Annotated in this window: 12 protein-coding genes; all 12 read left to right on the top strand. The window is 70.4% G+C overall.

The features are described 5' to 3' along the window. Nucleotides 1-102: 102 nt before the first annotated feature. The 12 genes from ACT4MF_RS01040 to ACT4MF_RS01095 all read left to right on the top strand — a co-directional run bounded on the left by ACT4MF_RS01040 (nt 103) and on the right by ACT4MF_RS01095 (nt 12,940). Nucleotides 103-609, top strand: a complete 507-nt coding sequence (locus ACT4MF_RS01040) for a DUF5797 family protein (protein ID WP_444681472.1) — start codon at nt 103-105, stop codon at nt 607-609. A 102-nt stretch (nt 610-711) separates the two neighbouring features. Further along, nucleotides 712-1,881, top strand: a complete 1,170-nt coding sequence (coaBC, locus tag ACT4MF_RS01045) for a bifunctional phosphopantothenoylcysteine decarboxylase/phosphopantothenate--cysteine ligase CoaBC (RefSeq protein ID WP_444681473.1) — start codon at nt 712-714, stop codon at nt 1,879-1,881. Nucleotides 1,882-2,035: 154 nt separating this feature from the next. Then, a complete protein-coding gene (locus ACT4MF_RS01050; RefSeq protein ID WP_444681474.1) occupies nt 2,036-3,310 on the top strand; it encodes a monovalent cation/H+ antiporter subunit E in 1,275 nt (424 codons plus the stop codon). Further along, entirely contained in the window at nt 3,307-3,612 is a 306-nt protein-coding gene (locus ACT4MF_RS01055; RefSeq protein ID WP_099254994.1) for a cation:proton antiporter, read from the top strand. Before ACT4MF_RS01050 ends, ACT4MF_RS01055 begins: the two co-directional genes overlap by 4 nt. Beyond that, nucleotides 3,612-3,938 (top strand): monovalent cation/H(+) antiporter subunit G, encoded by a 327-nt coding sequence (gene mnhG, locus ACT4MF_RS01060; RefSeq protein ID WP_099254995.1) that lies wholly within the window; start codon nt 3,612-3,614, stop codon nt 3,936-3,938. The genes ACT4MF_RS01055 and mnhG overlap by 1 nt, the downstream gene beginning before the upstream one ends. Nucleotides 3,939-3,955: 17 nt before the next feature. Beyond that, entirely contained in the window at nt 3,956-4,552 is a 597-nt protein-coding gene (locus ACT4MF_RS01065) for a DUF4040 domain-containing protein (protein ID WP_180271746.1), read from the top strand. Continuing rightward, nucleotides 4,549-5,238: an MnhB domain-containing protein gene (locus ACT4MF_RS01070; protein ID WP_099254997.1), complete on the top strand. Its 690-nt coding sequence runs from the start codon at nt 4,549-4,551 to the stop codon at nt 5,236-5,238. Before ACT4MF_RS01065 ends, ACT4MF_RS01070 begins: the two co-directional genes overlap by 4 nt. Continuing rightward, entirely contained in the window at nt 5,235-5,729 is a 495-nt protein-coding gene (locus tag ACT4MF_RS01075) for a cation:proton antiporter subunit C (protein ID WP_180271744.1), read from the top strand. The genes ACT4MF_RS01070 and ACT4MF_RS01075 overlap by 4 nt, the downstream gene beginning before the upstream one ends. Next, nucleotides 5,722-7,356, top strand: coding sequence for a proton-conducting transporter transmembrane domain-containing protein (locus ACT4MF_RS01080; RefSeq protein WP_444681475.1), 1,635 nt, complete (start codon nt 5,722-5,724; stop codon nt 7,354-7,356). The genes ACT4MF_RS01075 and ACT4MF_RS01080 overlap by 8 nt, the downstream gene beginning before the upstream one ends. Continuing rightward, complete coding sequence (locus tag ACT4MF_RS01085; RefSeq protein WP_444681476.1) at nt 7,353-9,575, top strand: cation:proton antiporter; 2,223 nt, start codon at nt 7,353-7,355, stop codon at nt 9,573-9,575. The genes ACT4MF_RS01080 and ACT4MF_RS01085 overlap by 4 nt, the downstream gene beginning before the upstream one ends. Further along, a complete protein-coding gene (locus tag ACT4MF_RS01090; RefSeq protein WP_099255000.1) occupies nt 9,572-11,359 on the top strand; it encodes a Na(+)/H(+) antiporter subunit D in 1,788 nt (595 codons plus the stop codon). The genes ACT4MF_RS01085 and ACT4MF_RS01090 overlap by 4 nt, the downstream gene beginning before the upstream one ends. 129 nt (nt 11,360-11,488) lie before the next feature. Further along, complete coding sequence (locus ACT4MF_RS01095) at nt 11,489-12,940, top strand: CRTAC1 family protein (protein WP_444681477.1); 1,452 nt, start codon at nt 11,489-11,491, stop codon at nt 12,938-12,940. Nucleotides 12,941-12,976: the final 36 nt, after the last annotated feature.

The following is a 12,976-nucleotide window of genomic DNA, read 5'->3' on the forward strand; positions in this document are numbered from 1 at the left end:
CGCCGGCTTTCCGTTGCGACCCTCGCTTCGGCCCCACTTCCCGATCCGCGGGTCCGGGCCGCGATCCGGAACGTCCATACCCGCCCCGGCGAACGACCACGTATGGCGCTGACCGACGAAGAGCGGAGCCGGCTCGCCGACGTCGTCCGCCTCCAGCCGACGAAGAACGGCGAGCTGCAGGACGCGTGGGAGCTCGACAGCGGCAGCGAGGTGCACCAGTACCTCGAGAACCACCTGAAGGAGTACTACTACCGCGACGACGACAGCCTGATCCGGTCGACCGCCGAGGCGAACGGCCTCGTCGACGTCGAGCCCGGGATCGAGGCGGACGCGGTCGCGAAGGGCGGCGCGCCGGAGACGATCCGCGTCCCCGAGCTGGAGGCGCAGGTGTTCGAGGTCGTGGCGGGCCCCGACGAACGCTCGCAGTCGGTCGTGGCCGTGCTCAACGCGGTCCGCGAGGCGTTCGACCTCGACCCCGACGTGGACGAGGTGCGGCGCGCGCTCCGGAGCCTCGAGCGCAAGAACGTGGTCGAGGTGGTGTACCGGACGGTGCCGACGTTCAAACTGGCCGTCGAGCGCGACGAGGTCACCGTCGAGATCGCGGAGTAGCGTCCTGTCGGTGGAGCCGGCGACGCCTCCGACGGCGCGGCGAGCGCGAGGGCGTTCCGCAACGACATCTTATAAGCCACCGGGGCGGAAACCGTCTCGGTAATGCTACAGGGGGTCAACGTCGCGCTCGGCGTCTCGGGGAGCATCGCGGCGGTGAAGGTCGTCGAACTCGCCCACGAGCTGCGCCGCCACGGTGCGAGCGTCCGCGCCGTCATGTCCCCGGCGGCGACGAACATCGTTCACCCGTGGGCGGTGGACTTCGCGACCGACGAGCCCGTCGTCACCGAGATAACCGGCGACGTGGAACACGTCGAGCTGTGCGGCCGAGACGGGTGGGCCGACGTGCTCCTGCTCGCGCCGGCGACGGCGAACACCGCGGGGAAGATAGCGGCCGCGGTCGACGACACGCCGGTCACCACCTGCGCGACGACCGCGCTCGGTGCGGGCGTGCCGGTGGTGATGGCGCCGGCGATGCACGAGCCGATGTACGACCACCCGGGCGTGCTGGAGGCGCTCGACCGGCTGGAAGCGTGGGACGTGCGGTTCGCCGATCCCCGGATCGAGGAGGGGAAGGCGAAGATCGCCGCCGAGGAGGAGATCGTGACCGAGGTCGCCCGGGCGACGGCCCCGCAGTCCCTCGCGGGGACCCACGTCGTCGTCACCGCGGGCGCGACGAAAGAGCGGATCGACCCGATCCGGATCCTGACGAACCGGGCGTCGGGGAAGACCGGTCGTGCGGTGGCGCGGGCGCTGTACGTCCGCGGCGCGACCGTGACGCTGGTGCAGGACGGCCCGACGGTCCCCTACGCCGACGTGGTCGCGGTCGAGACCGCGGCGGAGATGATGGACGCGTGCCGCCGGACCGCGGCCACCGCGGACGCGCTGATCTCCGCGGCGGCCATCTCCGACTTCACCGCCGACGCGGTCGATGAGAAGATCCGATCTGGCTCCCCGCTGTCGGTCGAGTTGGAGCCGACGCCGAAGCTGATCGACTCGGTCCGGGAGGCGTATCCGGACCTCCCGATCGTCGGCTTCAAAGCCGAGACCTCCGGCGACGACGACGCGATGATCGCGGAGGCGGAGCGGATCCGCGACCGGGTCGGGCTCGCGTTCGTCGTCGCCAACGACGCGAGCGTGATGGGCGGCGACGAGACCCGCGTCCTCCTCGTCGGCGAGGACGGGACCGACCCCGAGGCGGCCGCCGGCTCGAAGGACGCCGTCGCGGGACGGATCGCCGACAGACTGGCCGCGGAACTCGGGCGATCGGCGTAGCCCCGTCCGGATCTGCGGCGGCGACCGCTCCGCCGGCGGGGATTCCGAAACCGTCGCGGATACAAACTGTTTTGAGGCGGTAGAGAAAGGATCGGGACAGAGATACACATGTGCATAGAGACGGCGAAACTCGGCTCAGTCGGAGGTGTGGTGGGTGGCTGACACCGACGCCGGCAGCGACCCGACGGGCGGTGAGGCAGGTGACTCCGGCGACCCGGAGTCCGACTCCCCGTCTGCACCGACCGGGGGGCTCGTCGTTCCCGTCGAACCGACCCCGACCCTCCGTGCGACGGTCGCGTACGCGGTCGAGGCGGCGGCCGACAACGGGTTCTCGACGATTCACCTCGTGGAGATCGCGTCGTGGCGCAGCGGCGACCCCGACGCCGACGACCGGGCGTCGGCGGCCGAACGCGTCCTCGAACGCGCCGAGGCGTGGGCCAACTCCGATCTCGACGACTTCGACGGGGAGCGGCCGTCGGTAACGATCGCGACGAATCTCATCGGCGCCGACGAGTACCTGTTCGGGCCGGACGACTACGTCCAGGTGCTCGCCGCCTACGCGGAGGAACACGGCGCCGACACGGTGCTTCTCGACCCCGAGTACACGCCCGTCGGCAACACCACGCTGCTCCAGCCGCTTGAGTTCGCGCTGTCGAACACCTCGCTCTCCGTCGAAACCGCGCCGGTGACGCGCCCGACCCGGCGCGAGCGGCTCCGGAGCGAGGCGACCGGGAAGCGGTTCGTCGCGATGTTCGGCTTCTCGCTGGCGTTCTACCTCGTGCTCGGCGACCCGTTCTACTGGTTCGACTGGGTCACCGGCATCGCGACCGCGGCGATCGTGTCGATCACCCTCTCGCGGGTCAGCATCGACGCCGAGCCGGCGATTCCGCGGACGCCGATGCGGGTGTTCCGCGGCCTGATATACGTCCCCATCCTCCTCTTCGAGATCGTCAAGGCGAACGTCGAAGTCGCCCGGGTGATCCTGGACCCGCGGCTCCCGATCGAGCCGACGATGAACCGGATGCGCGTGATCGTCGGCAGCGGGCTTCCGCTGATGACGCTCGCGAACTCGATCACGCTGACGCCGGGGACGCTGACGGTTCGCGCCCGCGACAGCGATCTGTACGTCCACTCGCTCATCCCGGCCTCCCGCGACGGGCTCTTCGACGGCTCCCTGGAGCGCTGGACGCGGTTCGTCTACTACGGCCGGTCGTCGGCGCGGCTCCCGACGCCGCGCGAGCGGGACGACTGCGCGATTCTGCAGGGGCCGGACGCGACGGAGGAACTACCGATCGCCGCCGCCGACGGCGGCACGTCGTCGGCCGACGGCGGGGGCTCGTCTGCCGCTGCCGACTCGGCGGTCGCGTCCGGCGACGAGAAACGCGCTGATCGCGGGAAGCGCGGGGCGGCGGAGGTGGCCGACGAATGAGCGTGGTCGACGCCACGCTCGTCGCCGGCTACACGGTCGGCGACTTCCTGCTTCTCGCGGCCGCGGGCTTCACCGTGCTCGCGATCGGGATGCTCTACCGGGCCGTGAAGGGGCCGACGATGCAGGATCGGGTGCTCGCGGTGAACGTCCTCGGGACGAACACCGTCGTCATCCTCGCCATTCTGAGCGCCGCGCTCTCCGAGCCGACGTTCCTCGACATCGCGCTGGTGTACGCGCTGTTGAACTTCCTGATGGCGATCGCCATCTCGAAGTTCACCGTCGAGCGGGGTGGTGTCCTGTGATGGACGCGCTCGAGACCGCCCGGGTGGCGCTCGTCGTCGGTTTCACGCTGCTCGGACTGTTCTTCACGTTCGTCTCGATGACGGGCGTCCTCCGGCTGCCGGACGTGTACTCGCGAGCGCACACCGCCTCGCAGGCGGACACGCTCGGCGCCGGCTTCGGGCTGGCCGCGGTCGCGCTCACGATCGGCTGGGAGGCCGCCGGGGTCAAGAGCGTGCTCCTGCTGTTCTTCATCTTCGTGACGAACCCGACGGCGGCCCACGCGATCGCTCGGGCCGCCTTCGAGGAGGGGACCGTGCCGTGGACCGAGGGGGACGAGCGCCGATGACGGGCGCGGTTCCGCTCGTGACCGGCTCGGTCGGCTCGGTCGGTTCGGTCGCCCCCGTCTCTCCGGTCGTCGCACAGGTCACCGCGATCGAGGCGAGCCTGCTCGCGTTCGTCGTGTTCACGGCGCTCGCGACCGCGTTCGCCCGCGACGTGCTCGCGGCGGTCATCGTCTTCGGGGCGTACAGCCTCGGGATGGCCGCGCTGTACACGTTCTACCGCGCGCCCGACGTGGCGCTGACGGAGGCCGCGATCTCCGCCGGCGTGACGACCGTCCTGCTGCTGTTGACGCTCGCGAAGACGACCCGGATCGACCACGAGACCGCCTTCGAGTCGGTGAACCTCCCCGCCGCGGGCGCCGCCGGGTTCCTGTTCGCCGGGCTCCTGCTCACCATGGGGGATATTCCGGCGATCGGGTCGCCGGACGCGCCGGTCTGGTCGAATCCGGACGTGACGCAGTGGTACCTCACCGAAACCTACGCGCAGACCCACGTCGAGAACACCGTGATGGCGGTGCTGGCGGCGTTCCGTGGGTTCGACACCTTCGGCGAGGCGGTCGTCGTCTTCGCCGGCGGTATCGCGGCGCTGATCGTGCTACACCGGGAGGTGTTCGCATGAGCGACGCCGTCGACGACACCGACATGACCGACACAGCTACCAACAGCGGGGCAGACGCGCCCACCGACGCCGAGTCCGACCTCCCGCCGCACCGCGCCGCCGCCCGGTCGGGGCGTCTCGACTCGGAGAACCGGCAGGGAACGCCGTACACGGAGAGCCAGGTCATCATGCCGACCGTGAAAGTGATCGCGCCGTTCGCGTTCACCTTCGGCCTCTTCATCACCTTCCACGGGAGCGGCTCTCCGGGCGGCGGGTTCCAGGGCGGGGCGATCATGGCCGCCGTGGTGTTCATGATCGCGTTCGCGTTCGGCATCGAGTCGACGCGCGACTGGCTCGCGAACACCGTCGTCGTCGCGCTCGCGGTCGGCGGCGCGCTCGCGTTCGCCGGAATCGGACTCGTCCCGGTCGCGCTCGGCGGGGCGTTCCTCCAGTACGACCTGCTGCCGATCCCGATCCTCAACCCCGTCAAGTACGGGATGGAGGGGGTCGAGGTGATCGGGATCGCCCCCATCGTGGCCGGCGTGCTCATGGGGCTGTTCTTCCTGCTCGCGAACGGCTTCAGCTCCGACGGCGGCGGGTTCGGAAACGGCTCCCTCGACGAGGACGGATCGATCGACGAGGGCGAACCGGTCGACGATGACGGCTCCCCCGAAGCGGGGGCCGCCGACGCCGGGGGTGACCGATGACGGGCGCTCTCGACGCCGCGGTCGGCGTCGCCTCGGTCCTCGCGTCCGGGACCGCGACCGCCTCGGCGTTCGACGTGTTGACGACGAGACACTCGTACGTCGCCTTCGCGCTGCTGTTGTGTATCGGACTGTACATGATGATCGCCAACCCCAACCTCGTGAAGAAGATTATCGGCCTCAACCTGTTCCAGACGGCGATATTCCTGCTGTTCATCACCTCGGCGTACGTCGAGGGCGGCGCGATGCCGATCGTCCCCGAAGGGGCGGCCGAGACGCAGACGTTCGTCAGCCCGCTCCCCCACGTGATCGTGCTCACGGCCATCGTCGTCGGCGTGAGCCTCACCGCTGTGGGGCTCGCGCTCTGTATCCGTATCTACGACGAGTACGGGACGCTCCGGACCGACGTGCTCCGAGATCTGCTGCGCGACGAGGGGTCGCTCCCCGAGCGACCCGCGATCGGCGGTAACGACGGAGGTGAGGCCGATGAGTGACGTGCTCCTCCCGATCGCCATCGCCACCCCGCTGGTCGCGGCGACGCTCCCGCTCGCGCTCGGGCTGAAGTACGAGGACGCCGGGTGGTCGGTCGCGGCGGTCGCGACGACCGCCCTCGCCGGGCTCGCGGCGGGGATCGGCCTCGAAGTGGCCCGCGGCGGAACGCTCTCGCACGCGCTCGGAACGTACGAGCCGCCGATCGGGATCGAGCTGGTCGCCGACGAGCTGTCGGTCGCGGTGCTCGCCCTGGTCGCCGCCGTCTCGCTGGCGACGCTCGCGTTCGCGCGGGTGGCCGGCCCCCGCGGCAACTCGTTTTACAGCGGGTATCTGCTCTTAGTCGGGGGGCTCACCGGGCTCGTGCTCACGGGCGACCTGTTCAACATGTTCGTCTTCCTGGAGATCGTCGGGATCTCCACGTACGCGCTCATCGCGGCGGACCGGTCGGGCGCGAGCGCGTACGCCTCGCTGAAGTACCTCGTGGTGGGGACGGTCGGCGCCTCGCTGTACCTGCTCGGCGTGGGCTACGCGTTCCTCGCAACGGGGACGCTGAACATGCTCGACATGCAGGTGCAGATCCTCGAGCAGGCGAGCTACGCCGATCCGCTGATCCGCGCGAGCTACGCGCTGATCGTCGCGGGGCTCGGGCTGAAGATCGCCGTCTTCCCGATCCACGCGTGGCAGCCGGACGCGTACCAGCGCGCGCCGGACGCGGTGACGACGATCGTCGCGGCGCTCGTGTCGACCGCGAGCGCGTACGCGCTGATCCGCGTGTCGTACACCGTCTTCACCGTCGACTTCCTCGCGGCCAACGACGCGATCACGACGGTCATGCTGATCGTCGCCGGCGCGTCGATCCTCGCGGGCTCCGCGCTCGCGGCGATGCAGTCCGACCTCAAGCGGATGTTCGCCTACTCGTCGGTCGCGCAGTTCGGCATGATCGTCGCCGCGGTCGCGCTCGCGAACGAGACCGCGCTGCTCGGCGGGATCGTTCACCTCGTCGGGCACGGCCTGCTGAAGTTCGGCCTGTTCCTCGGAATCGGGCTGTTGGCGCTCGGCTACGGCGCCCGCGAGCTCGACGACCTCGCGAGCGCCGCCCGGTCCGCGCCGTACACGGGCGGTGCGGTCGCCCTACTCGGGCTCGGACTCGTCGGCATCCCGCCGTCGATCGGCTTCCTCGGGAAGTGGTACATCGGCGTCGGCGCGGTCGAGTCGAGCCTGGGCGGCGGCGGTCCCGCCGGAATCGGGATCGCGGTCGTGATCTTCATCAGCACGCTGTTCACGCTGTCGTACGTCGCGCGGGTGATAGAGCGATTCTACTTCGCCGGCGTCGGCGTTCCGGGCGGTCACGGCGACGACGACCACAGCGACGGACACGACGACGATGACCGCGGTGACGGGCACGCCGCCGAGGTCGCGGCCGACGGCGGCCACGAATCGACGACCGGAGACGGCGGTCCCCTCACGCCCGTCGAGGGGGCGGCGCGCTCGCGGTTCGTACCGGACCGCGTGCCACCGGCGTCGCTCGCGATCCTGATCCTCACGGCGTTCGCGACGGTCGGGCTCGGCTTCGCCGGCTACGCGCTGTTCGAGTGGTTCGATCCGTTCCTCACGGAGGTGTTCGCATGACTGAAGCTCCAATCACCGATCTACGTCCGCTACTGGCGGTTCTCGTCTCGTTCGTCGCGTCGTTCTTCATCGTCGCGTCGTACCGTTCCCCGAACGTCCGCGAGGGGTGGACGATCGCGGCCGCGGTCGCGAAGTTCGCGATCGTCGCCTCGATGCTGCCGGCCGTCCTCGGCGGCGCGGTGTTCGAGACCTCGCTCGGGACGTTCCTGCCCGGCATCGAGTTCGCGCTGCGCGCGGACGCGCTGGGGATGCTGTTCGCGTTCCTCGCGAGCGGGCTGTGGATCGTCACGTCGTTTTACAGCATCGGCTACATGCGCGGCAACGACGAGACCAACCAGACCCGGTACTTCGCGGCGTTCGCGGTGTCGCTGTCGGCGACGATGGGGATCGCGTTCGCGGGCAACCTCGTGACGATCTTCGTCTTCTACGAGGTCCTCTCGATCGCGACGTACCCGCTCGTCGCCCACGACGAGACGGACGAGGCCCGCGCGGCCGGCCGGAAGTACCTCGCGTACACGATGTTCGGCGGCGGCGTGCTCGTGCTCGCCGGCACCGCCCTCGTCTACCTGATCGCCGGCAACGTCTCGTTCACGGCCGGCGGGATCCAGGAGCTGGCCAACGCCGACCCCGGGCTCGCGATGCTCGCGTTCTTCCTGCTCGCGATCGGGTTCGGCGTGAAGGCCGGGATCATGCCGCTCCACCAGTGGCTCCCCGAGGCGATGGTAGCCCCGACGCCCGTCTCCGGGCTGCTCCACGCGGTCGCGGTCGTCAAGTCCGGGGCGTTCGGCGTCTCGCGGGTCGTCCTCGACGTGTTCGGCCCGGAGCTCGTGTTCGACCTATCGCTCCCGCTCGGCTTCTCGGCCGGGCTCGTGCTGTCGACCATCGGCGCGATCACGCTGACGGCGGCCTCGATCATCGCGCTGCGGAAGGACCACCTGAAACAGCGGCTCGCCTACTCGACGGTGAGCCAGCTGAGCTACATCATCCTCGGGCTCGGGCTGTTCGGCTGGTACGGGCTCGTCGGAGCGCTCCTGCACATCCCGGCGCACGCGTTCATGAAGCTCACCCTGTTCTTCTGTGCCGGGAACATCCACGTCTCGACGCACACCGACTACATCTCGGAGATGGCGGGGATCGGCAAGCGGATGCCCCTGACGATGGGGGCGTTTACCGTCGCCTCGCTCGGGATGGCGGGCATCCCGCTTCTGGCCGGGTTCGTCAGCAAGTACTACATGCTGATCGGCGGGATCCGGATGGGCGCCCAGCTGACCCCGGTCGCCTACTACCTCGTCGGTGCGCTGCTGCTGTCCGGCGTCCTCAACATCGCGTACTTCTGGCCGGTGATCTACACCGCCTTCTTCGAGGCCGAAGACGCCCACGACGCGAAGCCGCTCGTCGACTTCCAGCTGGGCGGGGAGTCGCGGTCGACGCTTCCGGCGACAGACGGTGGGCGCGCAGCTGACGACGCGGCGACAGACGGGGGCCGCGCAGCTGACGACGCGGCGACAGACGGGGGCCGCGCAGCTGACGACGCGGCCACCGATGGAGGCCAGCCAGAAGACGAAGGCGGAGACGACGAAGCCACCCTCGACGACGTGGTCGAGAGCGCCGAGGGCGACGCGACGGTCGACGCCGAGGACGCGGAGTCCGTCGGCGACGACCCCGAGGTGCCGGACGACTCGGACATCCCCGACGCGGAGATGGACGACCTCCCGACCGACGAAGAGGGCGTGGTCCGCCCGGACTTCAACACGAGCGACCGCGACTTCTCCGAGCCGGCGGAGCGCGTTGACACCGGCGACTACGCGGTCGACGCGCGACCCTCGGACGCCGACGTGCCGTTCGGCGTGGGGGAGAGCGGCGACGGCGACGGAGCCGACGGTCGCACCGGCCACGGCGACGACGATACCCGCGACGGCGGCACCCGTGACGACGATACTCGCGACGACGACTCCCGCGACGATCAGGACGACGGCCAGGAAACCCACGCTCACGACGACCACGGCCACGCCGGCGGACCGCCCGCGGGCGGCTGGGAGCACGTTTCCGGCCTCGAGGCCCTCCGCGGCCGCGAGTCCACGTGGTTCATGCTCGGACCGATCCTCACCGCGATGGCGCTGGCGGTGCTGCTCGGCGTGATTCCCTACGAGATGGGCTTCTTGGAGCTGATTGAGCTCATCGTCGACACGCGGCTCCCCGAGGAGGTGATGCGGCCATGAATCCGATCCTCACGTCGGTGCCGCCGTACGTGCTGCTCGCGCTCGCTGCGCTCGCCGTCCTCGCGCTCCCGCGCCGCCTCGGCCACGCGGCGGCCGCGCTGGCGACCGGGTTCACGTTCGTGCAGGCCCTCCTGCTCGGCGACGGGGGGACGGGGACGCACCTCGCGACGCAGTTCCTCGGCTTCGACGTGGTGTGGTTCAACGTCGACCAGTTCTCGCTGCTGATGGGCGTCGTCGTCGGCTTCCTCGCGACCGCGGCGGTGTTGTACGCGTACGGCACCGAGGCGCCCACGTGGGTGACGGCGTTCGCGCTGATCTACGTCTCCTCGACGGTCGGGACGATCTACGCCGGCGACTGGCTCACGCTGATCTTCTTCTGGGAGCTGATGGCCGTCACCTCGACGCTGCTCGTGTGGCAGTACGGCGGCGCGGCGGTGCGGGCCGGCTACCGCTACGCCCTGTTCCACGGGATCGGCGGGACGTTCCTGCTCGGCGCCGTCGTCGTCCACGGCGCGTCGATGCTCGGGAGCGTGCCGGCCAGCGAGATCTTCCTGTTCTCGTCGGCGACCGGGATCCACGCCAACGCGACCCTGCTCGCGGCGATCGGCGTCGGCGTCAACTGCGGGTTCATCTTCCTGCACACGTGGCTGCCGGACACCTACCCGCGCCCGCACGTGGCGGCGTCGGTGTTCCTCTCCGTGTTCACCACGAAGACGGCGGCGTACGTGATGTACCGCACGTTCCCCGAGGGCGGGATGTGGCTCGCGTACCTCGGCGGGTTCATGGCGGTCTACGGCGCGTTCTTCGCGCTGCTGCAGTACGACCCGCGCCGCCTGCTCTCGTACCACATTCAGGCGCAGCTGGGCTACATGCTGGCCGGCTTCGGGCTCGCGACGTACGTCGGCGAGTTCGCCGTCACCGGCGGCTTCGCCCACCTGTTCAACAACGTGCTGTACAAGAGCCTGCTGTTCATGGCCGTCGGCGTCGTGATCTACCGGACCGGCGTCGAGGATATCAGAGACATGGGCGGGCTCTGGCGAGAGATGCCGGTCACGTTCGTCGTCTACCTGATCGGCGCCGCCTCGATTACGGCCGTTCCGGGGTTCAACGGGTTCATCTCGAAGGGAATGGTGATCGACTCCGCCCACGAGCTCCACAACTTCGAGCTGCTGTTCGGCGAGGGGCTCCTCTGGTGGCTGCTGATCCTCGGCGGCGTGGGGACGTTCATGTCGTTCATCAAGCTCGGCTACTACGTGTTCTTCCACGGGTCGGCGACGCTGTCGCCGAAGGACGCCACGCCGTTCCAGACGGCCGGCATGCTGCTGGCCGGCGGCGCCTGCGTCTTCTTCGGTACGCCGCTCACCTACGGCTACCTCGTCGAGCTGATGCCGTTCACGGCCGAGGTCGCGCCCGAGCTCCACCCGTACAGCACGAGCCACCTGACGGAGAGCGCGGCGCTGCTCGTAACCGGCTTCGTCGGCTTCTTCGCGCTGAAGCGACCGCTCGGCTGGCTCGCTCACCACATGCGGGACATCGACGCGGTGACGTACCCGGCCGCGTTCTACCTCGCTCGCGGCTCGATCTGGGGCGTCACGGAGCTGTGGGCCGCCGTCGACCGCGCGGTGATGAGCACGATCGCGGCCGTCGAGTGGACCGGGATGCACCCGCGGGAGGCGCTGGCTCGCGCGGGCGTCGACACCGAGATCCGGACGGGGATCGGTCGGAGCGTCCTCTTCCTGACGCTCGCCGCCGGCGTCGCGCTGTTCGTGTTCGTCCTCGCCTAGCGCGGGGGGCGGCGATCCGCATGCGCCCGGCGCGGTCCGCCCTCGAGCGCGCTCGGTCGCGAGCGCATATATAAGGCTGTCCCCGGGCGGACCCGTGAGTTCTTATTCCCCGAGCGGTGACGGACGGCCATGTTCACCGAGCGGTCCGACCTCGTCGCGGACGACGACCCAGTTCGTGGGTACGGCGTCGCGGTGACGCCCGGCCGAGAGGGACCGCTCGTGTTCGTCGCGGGGTACGGGGAGCCCAACCGGCTGTACGCCCGCGACGGCGACCGCTTCGTCGACACGGCCTGCGGCATCGTCGCCGACGGGACCCGACACGGGATGGGCGTGTGCGCGGCCGACCTCGACGCCGACGGCTGCGAGGAGGTGTACGTCCACAACTGCACCAAGGGCGTCGACGGCGGCGGCGATCCGGACCTCCTCCTGAACCGGCTCGAGTCCGAGCGCTACCGGTGGACCGACCTGTTCGCGCTCGACGTGAACGCGGACCGGCTCGCCGTCCGCGCCGGGCGGTCGGTCGCCGCGCTCGACCGGCTCGGGACCGGGCGCTACGGAGTCGCCGTCTCCGGATACGCCGCCCCCCTCTCCTTCTACGAGATCGGCGACGACGGGGAGATCACGGACATGGCCGACGCGGTCGGCCTGGAGGTCGAAGGGGGATGCCGGTCCCTGCTCGCGGTGCCGCACTGCTCGGGGGAGGGCGACCTGTTCGCGGGCGTCGAGCGCGGGCCGAACCGGCTGTTCCGAAACGACAGGGGTCACTACGACAGCGCCGACGGCGGCGCGGCGCTCTCGGACCCGGCGGGCGACACGCGGGGCGCCGCCCTCGTCGACGAGGGGGGTCGGTTCGCGTTCGCGGTCGGCAACGAGAGCGGGCCGAACCGGCTCCTCCGGCAAACGCCCGACGGGGGGTTTGCCGATGCCGCGCCGCCAGCGCTCCGAGACACCGGGCGAGTCCGGACCGTCGTCGCCGCCGACTTCGACAACGACGGCCGGGAGGAGCTGTTCTTCAACGCCTCGGGAGAGCCGAATCGGCTCTTCGCCCGCGGCGGCGTGACCCGCGACGAGACGGACGGCGCGCGCTGGTCCCGTGTGGGGCCGGGGCCTGCCGCCGAGCCGGACGGGTTCGGGACCGGCGCGGTCGCGGCCGACATCGACCGGGACGGCGTGCTCGAACTGATCGTGGTCCACGGCGAAGTCGCGGCTCAACCGATCTCGGTGTACAAGGACCCGACCGCAGCAGACGCCGGGTGGCTTCGCGTCCGGCCGACCACGCGTCACGGAGCGCCCGCGCGCGGTGCCGTGGTTCGGCTCGAAACGACCGACGGCGTCCAGCGCCGCACCGTCGACGCCGGCGGCGGCTGCCTCTGCCAGACCGAGCCGGTCGCGCACTTCGGGCTCGGCGGGTCGACCCCGGTTCGGGTGGACATCCGGTGGTCGGACGGCCGCGAGCGGACGCTCATCGACCCGGCGGCGAACGCGGAGCTCGCGGTCGAACACCCCTCGCTGACCCCGGCGTCGGCCGGGAAGCGACGGGGGCGGAGCGACGGGGCGAAGCGGAGCGACGGGGGGCGGTAACACGAAAGAGACGACGGTCGCCCGGTCGGTCGGTGA

Source organism: Halorubrum sp. FL23 (assembly GCF_052439115.2).
Taxonomy (GTDB): domain Archaea; phylum Halobacteriota; class Halobacteria; order Halobacteriales; family Haloferacaceae; genus Halorubrum; species Halorubrum persicum.